General features: G+C 42.0%; 16 protein-coding genes. 14 read left to right on the top strand and 2 right to left on the bottom strand.

The window, feature by feature from the left end; translation table 11 throughout:
• Nucleotides 1–2 precede the first annotated feature (2 nt).
• Nucleotides 3–2,780 (bottom strand): gliding motility-associated C-terminal domain-containing protein, encoded by a 2,778-nt coding sequence (locus H6550_05490; protein ID MCB9045574.1) that lies wholly within the window; start codon nucleotides 2,778–2,780, stop codon nucleotides 3–5.
• Nucleotides 2,781–2,933: 153 nt separating this feature from the next.
• Here H6550_05490 and H6550_05495 point away from each other — a divergent pair, with 153 nt between their 5' ends.
• The 7 genes from H6550_05495 (at nucleotide 2,934) to H6550_05525 (ending at nucleotide 17,829) form a co-directional block, all read left to right on the top strand.
• Entirely contained in the window at nucleotides 2,934–4,211 is a 1,278-nt protein-coding gene (locus tag H6550_05495) for an aminotransferase class V-fold PLP-dependent enzyme (GenBank protein ID MCB9045575.1), read from the top strand.
• Nucleotides 4,212–4,543: 332 nt separating this feature from the next.
• Nucleotides 4,544–6,061: a T9SS type A sorting domain-containing protein gene (locus H6550_05500; protein MCB9045576.1), complete on the top strand. Its 1,518-nt coding sequence runs from the start codon at nucleotides 4,544–4,546 to the stop codon at nucleotides 6,059–6,061.
• 275 nt (nucleotides 6,062–6,336) lie between these two features.
• Entirely contained in the window at nucleotides 6,337–8,010 is a 1,674-nt protein-coding gene (locus H6550_05505) for a T9SS type A sorting domain-containing protein (GenBank protein ID MCB9045577.1), read from the top strand.
• Nucleotides 8,011–8,277: 267 nt separating this feature from the next.
• Nucleotides 8,278–10,110 carry a T9SS type A sorting domain-containing protein gene (locus tag H6550_05510; GenBank protein ID MCB9045578.1) on the top strand — a complete coding sequence of 611 codons (1,833 nt, stop codon included), beginning with the start codon at nucleotides 8,278–8,280 and terminating at the stop codon, nucleotides 10,108–10,110.
• A 386-nt stretch (nucleotides 10,111–10,496) separates the two neighbouring features.
• Nucleotides 10,497–12,320: a T9SS type A sorting domain-containing protein gene (locus tag H6550_05515; GenBank protein MCB9045579.1), complete on the top strand. Its 1,824-nt coding sequence runs from the start codon at nucleotides 10,497–10,499 to the stop codon at nucleotides 12,318–12,320.
• Between the two features lie 367 nt (nucleotides 12,321–12,687).
• A complete protein-coding gene (locus H6550_05520) occupies nucleotides 12,688–14,517 on the top strand; it encodes a T9SS type A sorting domain-containing protein (protein MCB9045580.1) in 1,830 nt (609 codons plus the stop codon).
• 240 nt (nucleotides 14,518–14,757) lie between these two features.
• The gene (locus tag H6550_05525; protein ID MCB9045581.1) at nucleotides 14,758–17,829 is read left to right on the top strand and encodes a T9SS type A sorting domain-containing protein; all 3,072 of its coding nucleotides are present in this window, start codon (nucleotides 14,758–14,760) and stop codon (nucleotides 17,827–17,829) included.
• A 69-nt stretch (nucleotides 17,830–17,898) separates the two neighbouring features.
• Here H6550_05525 and pyk read toward each other — a convergent pair whose 3' ends face one another.
• Entirely contained in the window at nucleotides 17,899–19,320 is a 1,422-nt protein-coding gene (pyk, locus tag H6550_05530; GenBank protein MCB9045582.1) for a pyruvate kinase, read from the bottom strand.
• Between the two features lie 277 nt (nucleotides 19,321–19,597).
• Here pyk and atpG point away from each other — a divergent pair, with 277 nt between their 5' ends.
• From atpG to H6550_05565, 7 genes are all read left to right on the top strand, one after another.
• A complete protein-coding gene (atpG, locus tag H6550_05535; protein ID MCB9045583.1) occupies nucleotides 19,598–20,488 on the top strand; it encodes an ATP synthase F1 subunit gamma in 891 nt (296 codons plus the stop codon).
• 84 nt (nucleotides 20,489–20,572) lie between these two features.
• Nucleotides 20,573–22,417 (top strand): T9SS type A sorting domain-containing protein, encoded by a 1,845-nt coding sequence (locus H6550_05540; GenBank protein MCB9045584.1) that lies wholly within the window; start codon nucleotides 20,573–20,575, stop codon nucleotides 22,415–22,417.
• Between the two features lie 31 nt (nucleotides 22,418–22,448).
• Nucleotides 22,449–23,693, top strand: a complete 1,245-nt coding sequence (locus H6550_05545; protein ID MCB9045585.1) for an ABC transporter permease — start codon at nucleotides 22,449–22,451, stop codon at nucleotides 23,691–23,693.
• A gap of 11 nt (nucleotides 23,694–23,704) precedes the next feature.
• Nucleotides 23,705–24,637 carry a ribosome small subunit-dependent GTPase A gene (gene rsgA, locus H6550_05550; GenBank protein MCB9045586.1) on the top strand — a complete coding sequence of 311 codons (933 nt, stop codon included), beginning with the start codon at nucleotides 23,705–23,707 and terminating at the stop codon, nucleotides 24,635–24,637.
• A 9-nt stretch (nucleotides 24,638–24,646) separates the two neighbouring features.
• Entirely contained in the window at nucleotides 24,647–24,949 is a 303-nt protein-coding gene (locus H6550_05555; GenBank protein ID MCB9045587.1) for a DUF4286 family protein, read from the top strand.
• Between the two features lie 278 nt (nucleotides 24,950–25,227).
• A complete protein-coding gene (locus H6550_05560; GenBank protein MCB9045588.1) occupies nucleotides 25,228–25,509 on the top strand; it encodes an HU family DNA-binding protein in 282 nt (93 codons plus the stop codon).
• A gap of 87 nt (nucleotides 25,510–25,596) precedes the next feature.
• Nucleotides 25,597–25,722 (top strand): 30S ribosomal protein THX, encoded by a 126-nt coding sequence (locus H6550_05565; protein ID MCB9045589.1) that lies wholly within the window; start codon nucleotides 25,597–25,599, stop codon nucleotides 25,720–25,722.
• The last annotated feature ends 140 nt before the right edge of the window (nucleotides 25,723–25,862 follow it).

Raw genomic sequence — 25,862 nt, forward strand, 5'->3', positions numbered from 1 at the left:
GTTTATTTAACCAGTATGAAATTTCCTTTGAACAGTACGGAGCTTCCGTCAGCTTTTTTACCTGTTATCATGTAATTATAAGCACCCAGTTCCTGTGGTATGTTATTAAATGTTCCGTCCCATCCATTGTTTATGTCGGTTGTTGAATATACATTTTGCCCCCAGCGGTTGAAAACGCTGAACTTAGTGAATTGGAAATTGCAGATAATGTGCGGGCGTATCTTGTCGTTCAGACCATCGCGATTGGGCGTGAACGCATCCGGCATGAAAATAAGTGCGTCTTTATCAACTATGATATCTTTTGTTGCTACATCCCAACATCCATTTTCGTCGTATCCATACACATGGAATTTAGTAGTCACGTCAGGTGATACTTTCTTTTGCAATCCTGAAGAGTCTTCGAAAAACTCCGAAGGTCCCCATATATACCGTATGCCACCACCGGCCAGCAGGTAAACGTCCGGCTCATCGCAGGTTACCCGATCCTTATCCGAAGTTATGGTAATTTCAGGTAGCGGAAGTATGTCAATATGTACATCATCTGATCCTTTACACCCTCTGCTGTCAATACCTGTAACGTGATAGGTTATGGGTTCTACCGGTTTGACATTGACTATTGCTGATTTATCATTGTCCAGCCCGTTCTTCGGGAACCATTCATAAGAATCTGCACCTGTTGCCCGCAGTTGTATGGTACTGGCATAACAAATTACAGTGTCATTGCTGACCATAACTTCTATCGGTATATTTTCAGGCGACACAGTAGTTGATATGGTATCTGTACATCCTATAGTGTCTGTGACTATTAGTTGCACAGTATAAGTTCCTGTATGGCTGTAGGAATATGTAGTTGGTGCAGCAGTGCCTGTATTGCCATCTCCCCAAAGCCATTTTATTCCTGTGGTTATGGTAGTGCCATTGTTGACGGTGTCTGCATATATGGTTGTACAGTCTATCAGAGAGTCTGCAATATCATAGTCCAGAGAGGAGAATATAGCTATTGATCTGCTGAATGTGTCCTTACAGCCAAGTGCATCAGTTGTTATCAGTGTGATAGTATAGTTCCCATCCTGGCTGTAAGTGTGCATGAGTGGATTGGTATTGCCATTATTGCCGTCTCCTGTAAGCCATGAATACTGCGTTACAGGTCCTCCCGCAGAAGTAGACGTAAGCTGTATTGTTCTGCAATTAAATAAGGAATCAGATATAAGCTCGTCCATCTGTTCGCCGGGAACAATAATATTTTTGAAGACCGTGTCGTAACAGCCATTGGAAGAGTTGACTTTCACAACGATCTTATACGTGCCCGGCTGGCTGAAACTATGAGTAACAGGATTGCCCGTACCTGTGTTACCATCTCCAAAGTCCCAGTTGATGGTAGACAGGGGCGTATTAGCCGTAGCAGAAAGTGTCAATGTCTGGCAGGCTGATAATGTGTCTTTAATGTTGAGATTCATATTGCCCGAGTTGGCCGGGATAGTAGCAAATGGCACCACGAATCCTGAGGTAGTATCACCATTGCTGCCGGGTTGTGTACCCCAGTTGGTAGTGCTGGTTCCCGCGGTGAAAGTACCGCCTGCACCTCCTGTATAGTTGAATGCAATATTAGAAAAGAGGGATGCATTATTAACTAACACAGCTCCTCCTGCCGCGCCCCCGCCCGGACCATGGCCCCCGGCAGAAGTTTTTACATTGGCACCTCTACCACCTTTGGTCTCTATGTTGAGCTGGCTAACACTCTGTGCGTTGATGAGTATTGTACCCCCTGCGCCTCCGCCTCCGAATCCGTCATTACAACCCCCGCCTGTTGAAATGCAATCCAGCCCCTGTTGCCCGTTGGCCAGCAAATAATTACTGTTGCCGGTAATACTGCCTGCAATGATGATCATAATACCTCCGCCATTTCCGCCATTGGCTATATATGCATCATTCACGTCACCGGCACCACCGCCACCACCCATGGTTACCCTGTTGTTTGCGGGGTTGTAGTTAAAGGCTCTTCCGCCACGTCCGCCAACAGCAGTAGAGGGTGCTCCTACCCACTCGTTGCCACCCAGTCCACCTGCACCGCCATTTCCGCCGCCACCACCACCGGAGTTGGTACTATTGGCACCACCACCTCCTGTATATAACTCTCCCCTGCAATAGAGCCTGTTGACAGATACTTCGGTTATGCCTTCGCCTTTCATTGCTCCGCTGTAATTGTTGACAGGGAAGCAGTAATCCTGCTGGTTGCGGGTGTATTGTGTATGGTAAATAGGATTCGCATTTACACCTCCCCTGAAGCCTTTTTCTGATACGTCGATATCTGCATTAAGGGTCAATGTATTATTGACGATGATTGCAAACACACCTCCTTTAGTGCCGTTCCATGGTGTACATGAGTGCAGGCTATTGACAGCATAGTTTGTATACCTGGGAACCTTGACCAACTGTACTTTGCCCCAGGGCACATCGTAGCTCTTGATATTATTGTAGGTTAACGTGATAGCGTTGCCGGTTATAGACTGTATTTTATTGATCTCGTAGTTGCCACAGTTATTTAGGGTTACCAATGTTCCGAAAGCCGAAGTGTTTGTCGTGTCAATTTCAGCACCTTTCATCTGTATGAGCAATACATCATCGCCTATACTGAAACCTGACGCGTTGTCTACATTAATTTGGTTACAGCCGGCGAATGATACTACAGCGGCATAGCTATTAATTATAGTCTGCCCGTCTGCCAGGTTTACACCCGTTAGAATAATAAAAGTGACTATGATAGAGGTGAGATGTTTCACAAGTGACTATTTCATGTAAATGTAACGGTTTTTTTAGGGACAAAGTTCCGCAGCGGTATATGATATGATAACCTCCGACATAGTTTGTGTTTTGTGTATGATTTACAAACTTTTTCATATATTGTTGTGTATAATTTACAAACTGTACCCCCTATGTATTTTAATCGCAGGAACTTCTTACGTTCCGCATCTATTCTGGCTGCATGCTCCCTGAGCGAAATTGATGTAGTGGCTGCAGCACAGCAACTTAGTACCAATGGAAACAAAATTGCCGAAGATGATGAAGCCTATTGGCAGAACGTCAGGCAACTTTTCCCGCTTACAAAAGATAAAATATACCTGAACAACGGAACGCTCGGTCCATCTCCATACCCTGTTATAGAAGCGACAAGAGAGGGTATGATGCGGAGTGATGAGTACGGTGATTACAGCGGGTATGAAAAAGGTATAGATGCTATAGCTGAATTTGTGGGTGCTGACAAAAAAGAGATAGCACTGACGCATAATGTTACTGAAGGGATCAATATAGCCTGCTGGGGATTGCCTTTGCATAAACATGATGAAGTGATCATTACAGACCAGGAACATGTAGGTAATGCATTACCCTGGCTGAACCGTCATAAACTACATGGAATTGAATTAAAGACATTCACACCTGCACCAACCGCAGCAGAAACGCTGGAACGAGTTGCAGCACTTATAACAAGGAAAACAAGAGCCATTGCAGTACCGCATATGCCCTGTACTATAGGGCAGGTGTTGCCGGTAAAAGAAATATGCACATTAGCCAGGGACAAAGGCATATACTCATGCATTGACGGTGCCCACGGCCCGGGTATGATGCCGATAGACCTACACGACATGGGTTGCGATACCTATGCCAGTTGTTGCCATAAATGGATGCTTGGGCCGAAAGGCACCGGGTTCCTGTATGTCAGGGAAGGTTTCCTGGATACATTGCAACCTTATTTTGTTGGAGGAGGTAGCTCAAAAGAGGAGTGGGACCTGGTAGACACTGTTTATATGCCCGGGTATGCCGACAGTGCCCATCGCTATTTTGGTGGCACACAGTCACTAGGACTTGCAAAAGGAGTGATAGCCGCGGTAGGATTTATGAATAGTATTGGTATGGAAAATGTGACAGCGCGCATAAAATATCTTGGAGGCTACCTGCAGGAACGTTTAATTGCCTTAGATGACAAGGTAAGGTTGCTTACTCCAACAGAGCCAAGGTCATTTTGTGGTATCAATAGTTTCAGGATAAAAGGGACTAATTATAAAGATTTCTACAAAAAATGCGCTGCAGCCGATATTCGTATCAGGGCTGTGCCTGAAGATGGCATGGATTGCCTGCGTATATCTACGCACATCTACAATAACAAGAAGGAAATAGATGCTTTCATGGAGCTGCTGGAGAAGACAGTAGCATAAATAATTTCACAAATCAATCCTTACAAGAGCCTGCCAGTTGATCTGTGCAGGTTTTTGCCTTTTAATACTTCCCGGACATTTGCCTGATTATCAGTATTTAATCGGCTGCGATAGTCAGATGTGATATTATTAATATATTTTTAATGTTTTATTATAAATTTAATTACTAAGTTTCATGTATCAGCTATTATTTTCTCATTCCAAAAATACATATTATGAAATATGGTCCTAGTCCCATTGTAAAATGCTTAGGGTTGTTGTTAGCATTTTCAATTCAGGCAAATGCACAATACTGTACACCAACGTATAGTGTACAGTGCAACAACTACAATATGTATATTAACAGTTTCAGCACGAGTGGTGGAAAGACGACGAATATTACCAACAATAACTCTGGTTGTGATAACTCGTCAAACAGTTATAAATACTATGCCAATAAGGTGCACGATGGAGTACAGGGCACAGCAGTTAACTTTTCCGTACAGATCGGCTCGTCCTATCCTCAGGGAGTTAAGATATTTGTTGACTATAACATAGACGGTGATTTTGACGATGCAGGAGAAGAGGTATGGGTTTCCAGTGGATCGATACCGGCCGGTAATACAAAAACCGGCAGTTTTGTTATTCCGCAGGATGCAACTCCCGGAGACTCCCGGATACGTGTCAGGAGTTCATACTCAACTACCAGTTTTAATGCCTGTGGGGCACAAAGTTATGGAGAGTGCGAAGATCATAAGTTTGTCATCCTTCCTTCATGTACTGCAGATTTCCCGGTACAGCCAACAGATAAGGGTGTATGCCAATATGGTGCCACAACCTTTAGCAGCACGACTATCAATGCGCAACAATTTCAATGGCAATTGAATTCGGGGAGTGGCTGGGTAGACCTGGGAGATGATGCTATTTATGGCGGAACAGCTACCACTAACCTGCATATAAAAAATGCGGGTTTATCCATGCAAGGCTATAAGTATCGACTGGTGGCTACTAACACGAATGATAACTGCTCTGTGAAAAGCGATCCGGCCTCTTTGACCCTGGTACCTACGACACAATCCAGTATTGTAGTTGCTGCGGCACCATCTACAGATATTTGCCTGGGTGAAGAAGCGATACTCTATACATCGTATACTAACGGAGGGGATAAGCCTGAGTACCGTTGGTTGCTGAACGGACTGGAAATACCGGGAGAAACGAAAGCTTCACTTAAGATAAAAACACTTGATCATGGTGATATAGTACAATGTCGTTTTTTAAGTAGTGCACAATGCGTGCCGGCCAACAATAGCCTTGGCATCAAATTTTCAGTAGTAAGCAACTTATTGGCAGAGGTGGGAATTTCCACCAGTTACAACGGTAATAATTCTTTTACATTTATTGCAGATCCAAAGAATGGAGGTACTGAGCCCAGGTATTCATGGTATATAAATGGAAAATTGTTGCCTGATGAGACAGGCCAGTCTTTTACAACAGAAACATTAAAACCCTGGGATAAGGTGAGTGTGGGTATGCAAACCAGCAGAGATTGCGCAAACCCCAAACTTGCTATGAGCAGGCTGGCAACCACAGGTGTTACCGACTTAAGCGATAATGCAACCAACATTACATTATCCCCTAATCCCAACAGGGGAAGTTTTACAGTTAAGTCTGACAACATAACAACTGATAAGGCAGGAATATATATATCTAATACATTAGGGCAGGTAGTATATCATGCTGAAGTTGCGATCAAAAATGGAAAATTACAACAGGACATAAATATGAAAGGCAATGTAAGCCCCGGAATCTATATGTTGCATATTGTAACAGGTACTCAGCCAATGGTGATGAAATTTACTGTTGCCGACTAAACTAAACCACTAAGAACGTAAAGAAAGGCCATACCGTTACGGTGTGGCCTTTCTTATTGCATTTAGCTGTTCTCTTTATTATTGTTGACTTTTTATTAATTTTTAGTTATTAAAATCAGAATAAATAATAACTAAAAGTACCATGTTTAAGCACATGATTTTTTTTCTAAAAATGATAGATGAAAAATAAGTATTTATAAAATATTAATTTGTTTGAGTTTGATTTAAGAATGAGATTTCATACATAATATTGTATAAAATTAAATCTCTTTGTTATGAAAAAACCTATACTTTATAAACTGGCCATGTTCATTGTGTCAGTATTCCTCTGTACTACGGGCTTTTCACAGGCTTCGACTATCAATACTTCCACCACCACCGGTTATAACGGTTCAAACAGTTCCGGAACAAATGGTTTTATCACTTTTGTCCTGAAAAATAACTCGGGTATGGCTATGAAGATCACACAAGTGGGCAATTGGGCAACAACCAGTCATAATAATACGGTAAGTACATTGTGGTATTCAGCAGTATCACTTAGCGGACCTGTTACTTTAGCACAACCTGATTGGCAGTCTGTAGCTTCTAATACCGTTACCGGTGTAACGACATCCGGTGTATTCCCGGTAATACCCGTTATGAGTTTTGAGATTCCCAACAACACAACCTACAGGTTTGCAGTTCATACTACCGGAACTAATAACTATACGTCGGGTACACCTACTGTGAATACGTTCACTACTGCAGGTGTTACTATGTATACGGGCGATTACCAGATATCGGGTTCATATGTAGGATATGCTGTTAGCAACAACCCACGTTTCTTTACGGGCTTTGTTACTTTTGAGCCTGCTTGTGTTACAGCATTTACTGCACAACCCATGGATGTGAGCCTGTGTGCATTGGATAGTGTGACGATTTCTGCTGTAGCAGACCCTGTTAATAATTATCACTGGCAGCTTAATAAAGGCAGTGGTTGGATAGACCTGGGTAATGATGCTACGTACGGTGGTACAACCACAAATAACCTGCGTATAAAAAATACTTCGATGGCCATGAACAACTATAAGTACCGTGCGGTGGCTACCAACACCGCGCAAGGTTGTTCGGTAAACAGTGACCCGGCTACATTGAGTATGATACCAAGCAGTACTTCTACAATTTTGGTGTCTGCAGATCCAAGTACGACAATATGCGAAAATGAAGAGGTCGTTTTTCATACGGCTTACACGAAAGGAGGCACGACGCCACAGTACAGGTGGTTGCTGAATGGCCTGGAGATACAAGGTGAAACAAAAGCATTCCTTAAGACAACGAAACTTGATCACGGTGATATTGTCCAGTGCCGCTTTATCAGCAGCGAACAATGCGTTTTTGAGAGCATGAGTTCCGGCATCAAATTTTCAATTGTTAGCAACCTACTTGCTGAAGTGGGTATTACCACCAGTTATAACGGAGGTAACTCTTATACATTTATCGCTGATCCGAAAAACGGAGGAGTTAGCCCGAAATATGTATGGTATGTCAACGGTAAACTGGTGCCTAACGAAAACGGCCAGTCGTTCACAACCGATGCGCTGAAACCATGGGATAAAGTAACCGTTGGTATGCAGACCAGCAGAGATTGTGCTCAACCTAAAATGGCAACAAGCAGGATAGCAACTACAGATGTTTCAGAGGTTGTAAAAACAGATGAAAATATTGTTTTATCTCCCAATCCTAATAATGGCAATTTTACCATAAAATCAAAATCACTGTTACTTGACGGCGCATCGGTTTACATTACCAATGCTATAGGACAGATCGTGTATAAAGCAGATATCAATTCTCAAAATCATACTTCTGAAAGTCATATTGATATGGGTAATAATGCTGCGCCAGGCATGTACCTGGTGCACGTAAAGTCAGCTGGTACAGAGCAAGTATTAAAATTTGCTATAAGCCAGTAGTTGGCGTAGTTTATCATATTTTAATGTTAGAGGGCTGCTAAAAGCGGCCCTTTGACATATGTATATAATTGAAAATTAATTAATTATAATTACATTTAGTGATTTAGACAGCACTCAATGTTGAGGGGTTATCCTCCTTTTGCGATATTTCGTTAATAAAATATTAATAGAAAATTTTGTTTGTTTTAATGTGTTGTGTATCTTGTATAGTAACAGGTATGCCGGGAAGAGTGTTCCTGGCTTTTGACATAAAAAAACGATTTAAGTATGAAACAAAATTACTTCTTGTACAAAGGGAGTTCATTACTCACAGGCAATGTGATCAGGAAAGGTCTGTCTAGAGTATTGCTTACAGTTGTGTTAGGGATATGCGCTACTGTGATTGTACATGCGCAGCTGACTACGGCTGCTTCCTATCCTTTTAAAGCAAAAACAAAAACGTATACTTACCTGACCGGTGGTACAAGTGTGAACTTACAATCTGATGACATTACAAACCCTGTTCCAATAGGGTTTACATTTACCTACTGTGGCACAGGTTATACTACGGTAAGTCCTTCGTCAAATGGCTTCCTGTATATGGGGTCTACAACCAGTGCTCCATATACCAATACACAAACAGGTACTTTGCCTCCTATGCTGATGCCCGTATGGGATGACTTGTATGGTGTAGGTGGTACATCTACTTATCTTACCACAGGCTCTCCGGGCAACCGTGTATTTACCATGGAGTGGAGAAACTGGCGTCCGCTGTCATATACAACGTATGCTGAGATATCATTCCAGGTATTGTTGTACGAAGCCAGTGGCGGTATAGAATTCCTGTACAAGAAAGAAGGTTCTAATCCATTACCTTCTGCAACTATTGGTATTGTTGGTAAAACAAACGGTGATTACCAGACTTTGAACAACTCAGGTACTAACCCCACTCCTTCTTCTACATCTTTCGACGTTTCTATTACATCTTATCCTGCAACAGGCCAGAGTTATTTCTGGGGTATCGATTGCCCGGTTAAGTTTCCTACGCAGCCACAAAACGTATCTAGTTGTGCCAGCGAAACAGCAATGTTCACTGCAGCACCGGATAGCGCTTCTCAGTTCCAGTGGCAGTGGTATGGCCCAACCGGCTGGACAGACCTGGGTAATGATGCTATATACAGTGGTGTAAATACTTTGAACCTGTCTATCAAGAACACACAGATGTCATGGGATAAGTACAGGTATCGTATGGTGGCTACGAACGTAGAAAAGGCCTGTTCAATTGAAAGTGATGAAGCATTGTTGATGATGATACCAAGTGCCAATTCAAGTGTGGTGATAGCAGCGGCCCCCGGCACTGAAGTTTGTAACACAGAAGAGGTAACCATTACATCTGCATACACGAAAGGAGGAACAAGCCCGCAATACAGGTGGTTGCTGAATGGCCTTGAAATACCGGGTGCCGTGAATGCCAGTCTGAAAATTGATTCTCTGGATCATGGTGATATTATCCAGTGCCGTTTTATCAGTAATCAGCAATGTATTTTCGAAAGTATCAGCCCCCCCATCAAATTTGATGTTGTGAGCAACCTGTTGGCCGAAGTGGGTATTTCTACCAGCTACAATGGCGGAAATTCATACACATTTATTGCAGATCCAAAGAATGGCGGTACTGCTCCAAGGTTCTACTGGTATGTAAACAACAAACTGCAGCAAGGTGAGACCAACCAGTCGTTTACTACAGATGTATTAAAACCATGGGATAAAGTATCTGTAGCAATGCTTACCAGCAGGGATTGTGCTGAACCCAAAATGGCCACCAGCAGGTTGGCCACTACGTCTGTCTCAGGCTTATCTGGCGAAAGTATGGGTATAACGATGTCGCCCAATCCTAATAATGGTAAATTTATTGTACAAGCTACAGGGCTGGGTAACAGCAAAGTGGCGATCAATATCATGAATGCTGTAGGTGCTGTAATATATACATCTGAAACACAAGCTGTACAGGGCAACTTGTCTCATTCAGTTGATCTGGCAGGTAAAGTTGCCGCCGGTGTTTATGTTATGAACATTAGTGTTGATGGTCAGCAAAAAATGATCAAATTCAACGTTGCAGATTAATAACAAATCAATAATATTCTTAAAAAGGAACTACAATTTGTAGTTCCTTTTTTTATTTAACCCCGCTGATGGTCTTGAGTGTTTATACGAATCTGTTACCTTGTTATTAAATATGTATTAATTAGTCTATATTTTTTGTTGTGGCGCTGTTTTGCGTCTGTTTACAGGCATTTTGATAGTTTTTACAGTGCCAGTTAGTGAAAATAACGAGACATTGTTTCATCTATATTTAATTTCTGTTTAACTATCCTTTAATTACGCATTTATATTAATTATAATGTGGATCGGTAACTTGTGTGTACAAATTCATAACATGTAATGTTGTATATGCAATGACAATATTTTGTCATGATTGTACAGGTAAACGAATGAATAATTAAATGAATATGAAACGGATGTTTACAAAATTAACGATCAAGCCCGATCTTAAAATGGCCAAGGTGTTCTTGTCGGCTATTTGCCTGTTTGTAATGTTAAACCAGGCAGAAGCACAGGTAGGTTTCCCTACAGCAAAACAATATCCATTTAAGGCAAAAGCAAAAACTTACACGTATTTATCAGGGGGTACTTCTGTAAACCTACAGAGTGATGACAGGACAGTTACTAACATTCCTATAGGTTTTACTTTTACCTATTGCGGAACAGGGTATACAAAGTTGAGTGCTTGTTCAAATGGTTGGATGTCCCTGGCGAACTCAAGTAGTACACAATATACGAACAGCCAGGGAAATGCAGGATCGCTGGCACCGCTCATCATGCCCCTGTTTGATGACCTGCAAGGGTCGGGAAGTGTCACAACTTATAAAACAGTGGGTGCTACCGGCAGCCGAGTATTTATTTTCGAGTGGAAAAATATCCGCCCGTTGTCATATACGTCAAACATATTTTCAATGCAGGCGATATTGTATGAAGCGACAGGTGCGATAGAATTTATGTATAAAAGGGAGTCAGGTGGTACAAACTTTTCGTCTGCTACAATAGGTATCATGGGTAAGACGAGTAGTGATTACCAAACCTTAAATAACGCAGGCACTAATCCTACGTCAAGTTCAACCTCTTTTTACACAAGTGTGTATACGCAGGCTGCAACAGGACAGAGTTATTTCTGGGGAGTAGATTGCCCGGTTAAGTTTCCTACACAGCCTCAGAATGTTCCGAGTTGTGCAGGAGCAACAGCTATTTTCACAGCTGCTCCTGACAGTGCATCAGCATATCAATGGCAATGGTATGGCCCTACCGGATGGAAAGACCTTGGTAATGACGCTATATACAGTGGTGTAAACTCACTTAACTTGTCAGTAAAGAACACGCAGCTTTCATGGGATAAGTACAGGTATCGTATGGTGGCAACCAATGTTGAGAAAAATTGTTCAATTGAAAGTGATGAGGCGCTGCTGGAAATGATACCTAGTAGCAACTCAAGTATAGTGATCGCATCATCACCCGGCACTGAGGTCTGTCTTAATGAAGAAGTCGTATTCACATCTGCATTTACAAAAGGTGGTTCCAGCCCGCAATACAGGTGGTTGCTGAATGGGCTTGAAATACCCGGTGCTACTAATGCATCACTACAAATTGATTCGCTGGATCATGGTGACATTGTACAATGCCGTTTTATTAGCAGCCAGCAATGTGTGTTCGAAAGCATTAGTAATGGTATAAAGATAGATGTAGTGAGTAACCTGCTGGCTGAGGTAGGTATTGCTACCAGCTACAACGGTGGAAACTCATATACTTTCATTGCAGAGCCTACAAATGGTGGCGATAACCCTGAGTTCCATTGGTATGTAAATAATAAATTATTACCTAATGAAACAGGTCAATCATTTACAACAGACATATTAAAGCCCTGGGATAAAGTGACAGTTGCTATGCTGAGCAGCAGGGATTGTGCTATGCCCAGACTTGCAACCAGCAGGCAGGCTACAACTTCAGTTGCATCAATTGATGACAATGCCGGCATCACACTAGCTCCTAATCCTAATACCGGCAAGTTTACAGTACATGCTAATGGTATTGGCAACAATGCTGCAAACATCACAGTAATGAATACTGTAGGTAAGATAGTTTACAGATCAGGAGCACAGCCTGTACAAGGCAACCTGGTATATGATATAGACATGGCAGGCAAGGCAGCCGCCGGTGTTTATATTCTGAATATTGAGGTTGGCGGACAACAAAAAATGATCAAATTCAATATAGTGGATTAATACTCCTAAAATATTTTTCTGAACGGGAACTACATACTGTAGTTCCCGTTTTTTATTTTTTGATCATTGAATACTTATCGCTAATCATTAAACATGTATTAATTGTTCAATGTTTTTTGTCAGGACTGTATTACATGGGTTTTTTGTGAAGTTTTCAGAGGTGTTTCTGTTCAATTTTCCACGTTTATCGGATCATTTGTTTCAATACATTTAATTTCCACTTAATAATCCTTTAATTATATATTCGTATAATTTATAATGTGGAGTCTTAACTTGTGATGTGTAAAGTCTCATTGCAAGTAACTCAGCACGATAACACAGGATGTTGTTAAGGCTGCGTGTGCATAAACGATTGAATTAAACTGATATGAAACAAGTAATTACTAAACTTACAACTAACCCCAACGCAAAAATGGTTAAGGCGATGCTATCCGTTATTTGCCTGTTCGTATTTTGCGCACAGGCAAATGCTCAGGTAGGTTTTCCTACGGCCAAACAATACCCATTTACGGCGAAACAAAAAACATGGACTTATTTGTCAGGGGGTACTTCTGTGAACATACAGAGTGATGACAAGACAATGTATAATATACCTATAGGATTTACTTTCAAGTATTGCGGAGCAAACTATACAACTGTAAGTGCATGCTCAAACGGCTGGCTGAAGTTAGGAAATACTTCAAGCACGTATTACTCAAACAGCCAGTATTACGCTAATTACCTGAAACCTGTACTGATGCCATTATTTGACGACCTACAGGGGTCAGGCAGTGTTACAACCTATAAAACACAGGGTGCGGCCGGCAGCCGAACATTTACTTTTGAGTGGAAGCATATCCACCCGCTGTCATATTCATATTCGTCCAACTATTTCTCAATTCAGGTGATATTATATGAAGCAACGGGTGGCATCGAGTTTATGTATAAGAGAGAGTCGGGTGGCACAAGTATCTCATCAGGTACTATCGGTATCATGGGCAGGTCGAGCAGCAGTGACTTTCAGACGTTACCCAACGGAGGCTCAAATCCCACGCCCAATAAGAGTTCTTTTAAAACCAGTGTTTATACTCTGCCGGCAACCGGTCAAAGTTATTTCTGGGGTATAGATTGCCCGGTGAAATTTCCTAAACAACCACAGAATGTTCCTACATGCGCAGGTGCAACAGCCATGTTTACAGCTACGCCTGACAGTGCAACTCAATATCAATGGCAATGGTACGGTACTAATGGCTGGACAGACCTGGGTAACGATGCGATATACAGCGGTGTAAATACATTGAACCTGTCTGTGAAAAATACCCAACTGTCATGGGATAAATACAGGTATCGCGTTGTGGCTACCAATGTAGAGAAAAACTGTTCTAAGGCAAGTGATGAAGGTTTACTCGAAATGATACCAAGTGCTAATTCCAGTATTATTATTGCTTCTGCCCCAGGTACAGATATATGCAATAATGAGGAGGTGACCTTTACATCAGCATTTACTAAAGGTGGATCAAGTCCGCAATACAGGTGGTTGCTGAATGGCCTTGAGATACCTGGTGCTACTAATGCGTCTTTGCAGATTGACTCTCTTGATCATGGTGATATTGTGCAGTGTCGTTTTATTAGTAGTCAGCAATGTGTATATGAGAGTATAAGTAATGGCATTAAGATAAATGTAGTTAGTAATCTGACAGCAGAAGTAGGTATTGCCACCAGCTACAATGGTGGCAATTCATATACCTTTATTGCACAGCCTAAAAATGGTGGAGACGATCCGGAATTCCATTGGTATGTAAATAATAAATTGCTGCCTGGTGAAACAGGACAATCATTCACAACGGACATACTAAAGCCATGGGATAAAGTGACCGTTGCAATGCTCAGTAGCAGGGATTGCGCCATGCCGAGACTGGCAACCAGCAGGCAGGCAACTACCTCTGTTACATCTGTTGGTAATAATATAGGCGTTACATTAGCGCCCAATCCTAATAAAGGTACGTTTACGGTCAAGGCAAACGGTGTTGGTAATAGCAAAGCTATTGTGTCTATAATGAATACCGTAGGTCAGGTAGTGTACAAAGCTGAAGTACAAGCTGCTCAAGGTACAATAACACACCAAATAGATATATCCGGAAAAGCAGCCGGAGTATACATCATGAATATAGATGTAGCCGGTAACCAGGTATTTAAAAAATTCACTTTTGCCGAGTAGTTAAAACTCAAGGTTCAAAATAAAGAAGCCGGGGATTTCTCCCCGGCTTCTTTATTTTGATTAAGTGTTTATATGAGTGTTCGGCGTATGGCCCCTTGCTATTTGCAAACAACAAACAAAACGGTATTAACCTGTGGTTACAGTTAGTGTATGACGCTAACAAAAAAATATAAAAAAAACTAACATCTTGATTGTCGCATTCGTCATATTGGGTACAAGCTCACCTTAAAAATCGACGATATGAAAAAGCTCAACCTACTATTATCAATTACGGTAATGATACTTGTGTTTAATTTTGGGTACGCACAATCAGTATCATTTACGCTTACACAGGCACCGTGTAATGCCAACGGGGTATTAACGGCAAACTTTACTGGTATGACACCTCCGCTTACAGTTGTTTGGGGGAATAGTAAAGTGGTGCATACCGGAGTTACGGGAACTTCGGATGCATTGACAGGTTATGCCGGACAATATCTTAACCTGTATGCCACCGATGCTAATAACAACAAAGTGTATGGCAGTTACAATGGTGCGCCACCCTTCAGCTATACTGTGTCTGCAACGGGAGGTGTTTGCCCTGTTTTGGGAACAGCTACTGCTACGGTAACAGGTGGCACATCTCCATACACGTACCAGTGGACAGATGCTAACAGTGTTGTGGTTAGTACATCTAACCCTGCTACGGGACTGCAGACAGGCTCTTATGATGTTATGATAACAGACGCAAACGGATGTGTTTTCGGCTCATTATATCAATGGGACAGCGGACAGGGAGCAAAAAATGCCTACATATATAATACTTCAAACATCAGCTATTCGATCAGCACAACTACGGCAAACTGTACTAATGGTACTGCAACTGTGAATTCTGTCAGCGGAGGAACATCTCCCTACAGTTATTTATGGTCGAACTCAGCTACCACTTCGGCAATAACAGGGTTAACAGCCGGGTACTATTATGTAACCGTTACAGACGCCGTAGGTTGCAGTACCCCAAAAGGCGCAAGTGTGCAGCAGTCCAGGCAAATAGGCACTAACATTACATCAAGCCCGGCGACCTGCCTGCAGAATAATGGCTCAGCCACCAGTTTTGGTTCGGGAGGTATTCCTCCATATACATATTTATGGAGCAATAGCGCAACTACGCAAACCATATCAGGATTGCCTGCCGGGTACTACTCAGTAAAAGTTACCGATGCCAATGGTTGTGTAGGTAACGGGGCAAGATATATCAGCGCAAGCACTCCTGTTAACGTGACATATACAACAACAGCGAGTTCATGTACTTCTCCTACAGGTACCGCTACTTTAAATATATCAGGAGGTACTACACCATATACCGTTCAGTGGTACACGTCTCCCGCACAATCAGGCACTACGCTTACCAATGCAGCTCCCGGCAGTTATTCGTTCAAAGTAACAGATGCCAACGGCTGTATCAGGAACGGCACTGTGCAGATTCCACCGGTTAGTAATGTATCTGTGGTGTTATCCACTACGAATACGACCTGTACGCAGCAGAATGGTAGTATAAATGCCGTAGTGACTGGTGGTTCTACGCCATATACCTACCTATGGAGCAACAGTGCTACCACATCATCTATCTCCGGTCTTGCCTCCAGTTATTATTCTGTCACTGTTACTGATAACCTGGGTTGTGCTGTAACAAAAGGTAGCCATGTCGGTGTGTCTTCGCCGGTGTCTGTAGGTTTGTCTACAACAAACGCCAGCTGCATTTTCAACAGCGATGGTGCTATAACAGCAACTCCTTCGGGCGGTACAACACCATATACTTACCAATGGTCAAACGTTTCAGGAACATCATCTACAGTAACGGGTCTGTCTAAGGGTTTTTATACTGTAAATGTTACAGATGCGGTTGGCTGTAAAGCAACCGGCCAATCTTATGTAAGTTATAACCCGAACAACAATAGCTGCTATTGTACCATAACCGGTACCGTGTATAATGATGCGAATAGTAACTGCGTAAAAGATGCAGGAGAGCAGGGTATTGAGAATATCAGGATACATTGTAGTGGCATAGGTTATGCATATACAAATGCTAACGGTGTTTATTCATTCATAGTGCCATCCGGATCATATACTTTGTCTGAAACGGTACATAGTTTCTATCCACTAGCTACCTGTCAGAACAATTCAATAACAGTTAACGCCACAGCGGGTACCAATTGTGTCCACATAGTTAATTTTGCCAATACTGTTAACACCATTCACGACATGTATGTTGGCACTGCCAACCTTAATTGTCCGGTGCCGGGATACCAATACAGGCAGAGATTGATCATTAAGAATATGGGAACCGTAACAGAATCTTCAGTTGTTGCCGGCTATAAGACTGATGGACAACTGCCGGCGCCTTTGTTCTCTCCTTCTAACCTGTTTACCGGTTCAGGAACTTACTACAGCGTGTCAGGCACGTCGCTCAATCCGGGTATATCACATGTACTGACTCTTTATTATAACACACCTACAAATATTCCATTGAATACATCGCTGGTATTTAAGGATACTGCAGCCTACACAGGTCCTATGTCCAACTGGTTGAATGATTATTCACCATGGAACAACGTTGACTATTTTACACCGTTAGTGGTTGGCTCTTTCGACCCCAACTTCAAAGAAGTAAAACCACAGGGTAAAGGTCCTGAAGGTATCATTAGCGTAAATGATTCTGTGCTGGAATACAAGATACATTTCCAGAACCTGGGTACCTATAAAGCGCAGAATATTTATATACTGGATACTCTTGACTCTGACCTTGACTGGGCGACACTTACACCAATTTATAAGTCGCATGATTGTGATGTGACCATGAGTGAGAACGGTGTGGTAAGGTTCCAGTTTGATAATATTGATCTGCCAACTAAGACCACAAATGAAGAGGCAAGTAACGGACTGGTAATATATACGATACATACAAAGAAGGGACTACCTAACGGAACTAAGTTTACCAATAATGCCGCTATATATTTTGATTTTAATGAGCCGGTGATAACCAATACAACATTGAACACTATTGGTGATGTGAGTGTAGAAACTATTAAAAGAGGTAATGCAGGTAACGTAAGTGTATTCCCTAATCCAACTCACGATATATTTACGATCAGGGTGAATGAGGGTAATTTCAGTACGGCCAGGGTGATGAACGCTATGGGACAAATATGTGGAGTGTACAACCTCTCAGAAACAGAAACGCAGGTTAACCTGTCTTCTTCAGCTCCGGGCATATATTTTATTGTGCTGCAGGGAATGAATGGTTATACGATCGAGAAAGTTGAGAAACTATAGTTTGTTAAGGATGATGTGTTTTAAAGCAAATGCCGCCAACATGGCGGCATTTGCTTTAAATAGTCAATGTTATGATACTCTCCAGACTTTCAGCATATTGGTGGGCAGGTGCTCTTTTACAGGAGTGCTGCCTGTCATAACAACAACATCGCCGGATTTGAGCAGGCCCTTGGAGCGTAGCAATTCGATCTGGTCGGTGAATATTTCATCCAGGCTTTCTTCGTTCTCGTAAAAGAATGCCTGTACACCCCAACTAAGGCTAAGTTGATTCACCAATGATTCGGTCTTAGTAAAAATATATAAGGGAGATCTTGGCCTGAAACTCGAAAGCATAAAGCCTGTATATCCTGATTGTGTCATGCCCACAAGCGCATTAGCCTTAACGTCTCTTGATATTTCGCATGCATTATAGCAAAGAGCATCACTCAGGAAAGAAGGGGAGTGAGGCTGAGGGGTGAGATTCTTATTATACACCATTTCCTCTTTTTCCACCTCTGATATAATGCTTACCATTGTTTCTACCACCTGTACGGGGTACTGTCCCATAGCTGTTTCTCCGCTCAGCATTACTGCATCGGCACCTTCAAGTACCGCGTTAGCCACATCAGTAATTTCACTACGATTAGGACGTGTACGGTCTATCATGCTTTCCATCATTTGCGTAGCAATGATCACAGGTTTGGCGCGGTGAATGCACATTCTGATTATGTTCTTCTGGATCATTGGTATTTTTTCCAGCGGTAATTCGACACCCAGGTCTCCGCGGGCTACCATTACAGCGTCGCTTGCGAGTATTATCTCGCGCAGGTGCTCAAGCGCTTCAGGCTTTTCTATTTTTGCAATGATCTTAGCATGGCTTTTGCGCTCTTTTATGACCTTCCTTAATGCATGAATGTCATCAGGCCTGCGAACAAACGAAAGAGCCACCCAGCCTATTTCCTGGGATATAATAAAATCCAGATCGTTCATGTCTTTTTCAGACATAGAGGGCAGAGATATCTGCGTGTCCGGCAGGTTCACTCCTTTCTTTGAAGACAAGATGCCGGGGGTTATCACTTTGGCTTTCACTCTTTTATCTTCTGTTATTTCGGTCACAAGTACTTCTATCTTACCATCATCCAGCATGATCGTTTCACCTATACGTACGTCTTTATAAAAATCGGGGTAGGATATGTAAATATTATCCAGGGTGCCTACCAGTTTTTCATTCGTAAAGTATAGTTCATCATTCGCCTTTAGTTCCAGCGAGTTATCTATTATCTCCCCAACGCGTAGTTTCGGGCCTTGCAGGTCTGCTAAAATCGCAATGTTAAATGGGAAATCATCGTTTATTCGCCTTATGTGTTTTATTACTTCTGCGTGTTGTTCATGAGTACCGTGCGAAAAATTGAGCCGGAACACATTTACCCCTGCCTCTGTTAATGCTAAAAGTTTTTCATATGTATTACAGCTGGGCCCAACTGTAGCAATGATCTTCGTCTTGTGTAACATCCCGTTCGTATCCACTATTTTTTCCAAAGTTCTGTTCGATTGTTTAGTATATCAATAACAGCAAGTTAAGTATATGCTATTGTTTTTTATGTTTTCTGAAGCTACTAAGTTACACATAATATTACTTCCATCACGACCGGATGTTTGTAAAGTGCTGTTTTTCAGTAAGTTAGATACGGTTTCTATATACATGCAAGTTTTTACCTGATACTTTCCTTAATGATGGTTTTTTGTCGTACTTTTGCGCGCAGTTTAAACATTCATATTCAGTTTTAATATGTCAGGACAGCTTAAGGAGGTTCGTAATCGTATAAAATCAGTTACTTCTACACAGCAGATCACGAAGGCTATGAAGATGGTAAGTGCGGCCAAATTGCGTCGCGCAACCGATGCGATAGTGCAGATGCGCCCATATGCTGAAAAATTGCAGGAGATGCTGAGCAATATCGTGAGCAACAGTACGGGTGATATTGACTTGTCGCTGGCAGAAGAACGTACTGCAGAACGTGTATTGCTGATTGTTATTACCAGTGACCGTGGTTTGTGTGGTGGTTACAACTCGAATGTGATAAAAACTGCCCGTAAGTCAATTGCAGATAAATACAGCGCACAACACGCTAAAGGGAATGTGGTGATCATGCCGATAGGTAAGAAAGCTTACGAGTACTTCCTGAAGAATAACTATCCACTAATCGATACTTACTGGACAACTTTCGCTGACCTGAGTTTTGATAATGTGCGCAAAGCTGCTGTCCATGCTCAGGAATCATACCTGAAGAAAGAGTTTGATAAAGTAGAGTTGGTATACAGTAAGTTTAAAAATGCCGCTACGCAGGAGTTTGTTGCCGAAGCGTATCTGCCAATTCCTAAAGTAGAGAATAAGGAGAGTGATGGAAAGAAGGGCAAGGCAGATTACATATTTGAACCGTCAGAAGAGACGCTGATACTGGAACTTATGCCTAAGATATTGAACACCCAGGTATACAAAGCTATTCTGGATGCCAATGCCTCAGAGCATGGAGCTCGTATGACCGCTATGGATAAGGCAAGTGAGAATGCTAACGAATTGCTGAAAAGCCTTAAGATATCTTACAACCGTGCCCGCCAGGCGGCAATTACTACCGAGCTTACAGAGATCGTTAGTGGTGCAGCTGCGCTTCAAGGATAAGGATTATCTAAATAAATATTTTGTAAACCGCTGTGTATATGGGTATATGCAGCGGTTTTCTTAATTTTAGACAAATTGTAAAAGATGCAAAAACTACTACTACCGGTAATTGCGATATGCTTTTCTGTATCGGCATACGGACAGGAAGTGAATGGTAAAGTGTATAAAGCCGAACTTGCCGGTACTACGGTATTTAGGGATGTAGATAATAAATACGGTACACAGGTGTTTGGGTTTGAGGCACCGGAACCAGATGGTGATGATGAGCAGGAAAGATTAGACGCTGTAAAGGAAGAGATAGCAAGGTTATACCCTCATAAAATGTCAAATGCAAGGCAAAAGACTACCTCTGCAAAGGATCCGGTTGTTGTAAAGTCATATGTAGCTAATACAACACCCGGTACCCCACCTGATAATGATTTTGCCGTTTCAAAAGCGGATAAAGCAGTGTCTGTTATCAATGTGAATGCTGCTATCATGGACGCTTCTACCGGAACCGTAAATGACCAGAAAAGCCTTGGATTCTTTTCCGGCTCAGCGGGGCTCGGACTGTCGGGCAGATATGACCCCAAAGTGCTTTATGATGCAAAAGAGGATCGTTTTATTTGTGTTATGTTGCACGACAGGGATGAAAATAATTATATAGTTGTTGGTTTCTCCCAGTCTAATGATCCGACCGGTGCATGGGCCTGGTATAAGTTTTATGGTGATTACGGTAGTGACTCTACATGGTTCGATTATCCGGGCGTTTCTGTTACCAATTCTGAGTTTTTCTTTACGGGCAATAAGATCAAATATGCTGCTCCATGGGAAACAGGTTTCAGGCAATCTGTTATATACCAGGTAAATAAAAGCGATGGCTATTCAGGAGCTTCTGCACTTACTTATAAAATATGGGATGGCATAAAGTATGACGGTAATTCCATACGCAACCTGTTTCCTGTCAGACCGGGATGGCTGCCTACAGGAGATGAACAATACTTCCTTTCTAACAGGAACTTTTCGACTCAAAATGATAGTATCTTTTTGGTGAAGGTTCCGGGGACTATTTCCCAGGGCGGAAGCGTTTCGGTTACATTGCTCAAATCACCGCTCTCTTATGGTGTTCCTCCTAACGGGCGTCAGGAGGATACGTCGGCTACATTAGCTACTAACGATGGCAGGATATTGGGTGCATATGTTATGAATAACGAGATACAGTTTGTGAGTACTTCAGTTGATCCGAATAATGGTGCTTCGGGCGTGTTTCATGCAAAGATCACAGATTATGCTACTTCTCCCAATATCTCATATGCACAGATATTTTCAATAGATACACTTGATTTCGGTTATCCAAATATATCCTACGTAGGAAATCCCTGGGGATTGAATCAATCGATCATTAGTTTTAATTATACCGGTCCTTCAACACCAGCTGGTATAGGTGCCTTAGTGTATGATGGATTGTCTTATTCGAACATGTTGAGGGCAAAGGAAGGCGAGAGTAGTATTTCGGGGCAGGTGCCGGGCAAGGTGCAGCGCTGGGGTGACTATACTGGAACACAAGTCGACTATAATAACCTGGGTTCTGTATGGATCGAAGGTATATATGGACGGTCAGATCATGAATATGGCAGCTGGATTGTGAAGCTGAATTCGCCTGCGCTGGGTGTTAAGGAAACAATTAAAAAGGCTACCGGACAGGTATATCCAAATCCTGTAAACACTTTTGTAACATACATGTTTACGCTGAGCAATGAGACAGAGGTTACTTTCGCTATATATAATATCAACGGACAACTGGTGGATAATCTGGTAACTAAAAAGTGCGAAGAAGGTAAAAATGTTATCCAGTTCAATACGGCATCATTGCCGGCAGGTAGTTACATACTTAGAGGCTCCGGTAGCAAAGGAGATGTGGTAATGACCCAACGTTTCGTAAAACAGTAGAAATACTGACAGGGTATAAATAATAGTGTTCATGACGCGGTTATTGTTCAATCTCAATCTTGCTTACCGTGCTATTAGTAGTAACAGGCTGCGCTCTGCTATCACAATAGCAATAATAGCTTTGGGTATCACAGCTCTTATAGGTATACTCACCGCTGTGGAAGTAATGAAAGAAGGTGTGTATACGAGCTTTAGCCAGATGGGGGCCAACTCGTTCCAGATAACAGGCGACATCATAAAACAGAAACACTCACGGGGTTTGCATATAAGTGTAAGAGAAGGAAAAAATATTACTTATCTCGAGGCTTCTGCGTTTAAAAAGCGATATGATTTTCCTTCAGATGTCAGCATGTCTATGTCGGGTACAAGTACTGCAACTGTCAAGTATGGCTCGCTGAAGACGAATCCCAATATCAATACTATGGGTATTGATGAGAACTACCTGAAAATATCAGATACAGAGCTGGAAGCAGGCAGAGATTTTTCACAGTCGGAACTGGAGTTTGGTAGTTCGGTGTGTATTCTGGGAAATGGGGTAGCAACAAAATTGTTTGGCACAAAGTATAAAGGTGCTGTTGGCAAGATCATCTCAATAGGCGATATGAAATATACTGTAGTGGGCATAGCCGGGTCTAAAGGTGGGAGTATGATCATGAATGCTGATAACCTGGTGTTTCTGCCGTTGGAGAATGCAAGGGCTGTGTATGGTACTGACAATGAGCGTTATGTATTAAATGTAATGGTGGCAGATGTTTCTCAGAAAGAGTTAGCAACCCAGGAAGCAGAAGGGTTGTTCAGGGTAATAAGAAAAATACCGGTAGGCACGGAAAATGATTTTACGATACAGCAAAACGACAGCCTGGCTACCATGCTCATAGAAAGCATCAGTACTATTAGTTGGGCAGCTTTGTTCATTGGTATCATTACTTTGCTTGGTTCTGTAATTGGTTTGATGAACATCATGTTGGTATCTGTTGCAGAACGCACAAGAGAGATAGGTGTTAATAAAGCACTGGGAGCGCGGTCTTCAACTATTCAGCAACAGTTTCTTACAGAGTCGATACTCATAAGCCTGATAGGTGGTGCCACGGGTATAGTACTCGGCATTCTCATCGGCAATATATTCAGTATGATATTTCATACTTCGTTTATCGTGCCCTGGGGTTGGGTTGTCATGGGATTTACGCTATGTACAGTTGTCGGAATTGTTTCCGGTATATACCCGGCTTTAAAAGCAGCAAGGCTGGATCCCATAGTAGCATTAAGGTATGAATAAACAACGTTTAAATGTCGGAGCTTAAAGGACAGGTATACAGATCTACAGGCAGCTGGTATGTTGTTCGTGATGAGGACGGACGATTCTGGAATGCACGCATAAAAGGTAAACTTAAGATAGATGACGACATATCATCCAGCAACCCGGTAGCCGTTGGTGATCATGTATTATTTGAGGTAGAGAATGAGGATGAAAAGATAGGTGTCATACGTACGGTAGAAGAACGTCATAATTATATTGTAAGGGTATCACCGCAAAACAGGCACCAGAAACATATAGTTGCTGCCAATCTTGATGCAGCTTTAGTAATAGCTACTATTGCACATCCACGTACATCTACAGGATTTGTTGACAGGTTTCTCATTACTGCCGAGGCGTATCATATACCCGCAATTATCGTCATTAATAAAACTGACTTACTTACAGGCAAACAACAGGCTAAACTGGAAGAGTGGAAGGGAATATATACAGTTGCAGGATACGAAGTGTATGCTATATCTGCCTTGAAAGATAGTATGAATGTACTGCAGAGTAGGTTGGAAGGTATTACCACTTTATTCAGCGGGCATTCAGGAGTGGGCAAGAGTACACTTATCAACCGTCTTATACCGGGTAAAGAACTCAAGACAAATGAGGTGTCTGACTGGAGTGGCAAAGGGCAGCACACTACTACTTTCGCAGAAATGTTTGAGATACCGGGTGGTGGCCGCATCATAGATACTCCGGGAGTAAAAGAGTTCGGGTTGATCGACTTTGAAAAAGAAGAACTGGCACAGTATTTTCCTGAAATGAGAAAACTTATGAGTGACTGCAGGTTTAATAATTGTGTACATACCAATGAGCCGGGATGTGCTGTGAAAGAAGCTGTAATGAAAGGCGAGCTTTCTGCTGAACGCTATGCCAACTATATCACTATATTAGACACGATAGAAAAGAAATGGTAAATAAGAGCTATGATACTATATAACGTTACTATAAAGGTGAATAACGATGTCGCAGATGAATGGGTGAAATGGATGACCGATGAACATATGCCGGAGCTTATGGCTACAGGACTGTTTGTTGATTCAAAGTTGTTTCGCCTGCTGGAGGTAGATGAAAGCGACGGAATTACTTATGCTGCACAATACTTCTGTAGAAATATGGAAGACTATGAAAAGTATATAGCAGATCATGCGCCTGCTATGCGTGCCAGCGGGTTGCAGCGCTTCCCCGATAAATTCGTTGCTTTCCGTACTATAATGAAAAAAGTTTAGATTTTTTAATAAAAATCGCCTGAAATGCTTGCTGGTAAAGGATTTCTACATAGCAAATTTCCTGCCAATATGATAAAAGCATTGATTGATAAGGGGTTACAGTGAATAATTGACCTGTAATGGATGTTGAAATTGTGAATAATGTGTGGAAAGTCCCTACTGGCAAGGCTTTTGGCGAATAAAAAAAGCTGACGGGATATTTGGAACTGACCTAAAGGTGAGTATATTTGCCTAAACACGAAACAACATTATTATTTACATCCAAACACACTGAGTCTATGAACAAAGCTGAATTGATTGACAAGATCGCGAAAGATGCTGACATTACTAAAGCACAGGCAAACGATGCTTTAGATGCATTTACAGGTGCAGTTACTGCTGCTCTGAAAAAAGGAGACCGTGTTACTTTAGTAGGTTTCGGTACATTCTCTGTATCTGAGCGTTCTGCACGTAACGGCCGTAACCCACAAACTGGTGAGGTTATCAAGATCAAAGCACGCAAAGTGCCTAAATTTAAAGCTGGTAAAGAATTTGCAACTAAGATCAGCGGTAAGAAATAACTTACCCCAAATCTTAAATAAAAAGCAAGGGACGAAAGTTTCTTGCTTTTTTTGTATTTTTGCGACTTCTTAATTAAAATTTATTATATGGGACGCGGTGATAAACGTACAAAAAAGGGTAAAATATTCATGGGTACTTTCGGTGTTAGCCGTCTTGCCCGCCCTAAAAAAGCTACTAAGCCTGCAGCTAAGAAGGCGGAAAAAGGAGCTTAATTCTTTTACTTTTGTAAGAGCAAAAACCACCGTTCGATACCAGGACGGTTTTTTTGTGCCTGTGATTAATTAGTTAACGCTGCGGCAAACAATACCTCTTTTTTATCTATTTACTATATGTTTGCGCTTACTCTGCCATA

Source organism: Chitinophagales bacterium (assembly GCA_020636495.1).
GTDB lineage: Bacteria > Bacteroidota > Bacteroidia > Chitinophagales > Chitinophagaceae > UBA5543.

Excerpts from the sequence above, each read along its gene's own strand:
- H6550_05565 (MCB9045589.1), top strand. The coding sequence starts at position 25,597 with ATGGGACGCGGTGATAAACGTACAAAAAAGGGTAAAATATTCATGGGT.
- H6550_05505 (MCB9045577.1), top strand. The coding sequence starts at position 6,337 with ATGAAAAAACCTATACTTTATAAACTGGCCATGTTCATTGTGTCAGTA.
- H6550_05510 (MCB9045578.1), top strand. The coding sequence starts at position 8,278 with ATGAAACAAAATTACTTCTTGTACAAAGGGAGTTCATTACTCACAGGC.
- atpG (MCB9045583.1), top strand. The coding sequence starts at position 19,598 with ATGTCAGGACAGCTTAAGGAGGTTCGTAATCGTATAAAATCAGTTACT.
- H6550_05515 (MCB9045579.1), top strand. The coding sequence starts at position 10,497 with ATGAAACGGATGTTTACAAAATTAACGATCAAGCCCGATCTTAAAATG.
- rsgA (MCB9045586.1), top strand. The coding sequence starts at position 23,705 with ATGTCGGAGCTTAAAGGACAGGTATACAGATCTACAGGCAGCTGGTAT.
- H6550_05545 (MCB9045585.1), top strand. The coding sequence starts at position 22,449 with ATGACGCGGTTATTGTTCAATCTCAATCTTGCTTACCGTGCTATTAGT.
- H6550_05555 (MCB9045587.1), top strand. The coding sequence starts at position 24,647 with ATGATACTATATAACGTTACTATAAAGGTGAATAACGATGTCGCAGAT.
- H6550_05540 (MCB9045584.1), top strand. The coding sequence starts at position 20,573 with ATGCAAAAACTACTACTACCGGTAATTGCGATATGCTTTTCTGTATCG.
- pyk (MCB9045582.1), bottom strand. The coding sequence starts at position 19,320 with ATGTTACACAAGACGAAGATCATTGCTACAGTTGGGCCCAGCTGTAAT.
- H6550_05495 (MCB9045575.1), top strand. The coding sequence starts at position 2,934 with ATGTATTTTAATCGCAGGAACTTCTTACGTTCCGCATCTATTCTGGCT.
- H6550_05500 (MCB9045576.1), top strand. The coding sequence starts at position 4,544 with ATGTATATTAACAGTTTCAGCACGAGTGGTGGAAAGACGACGAATATT.
- H6550_05525 (MCB9045581.1), top strand. The coding sequence starts at position 14,758 with ATGAAAAAGCTCAACCTACTATTATCAATTACGGTAATGATACTTGTG.
- H6550_05560 (MCB9045588.1), top strand. The coding sequence starts at position 25,228 with ATGAACAAAGCTGAATTGATTGACAAGATCGCGAAAGATGCTGACATT.
- H6550_05520 (MCB9045580.1), top strand. The coding sequence starts at position 12,688 with ATGAAACAAGTAATTACTAAACTTACAACTAACCCCAACGCAAAAATG.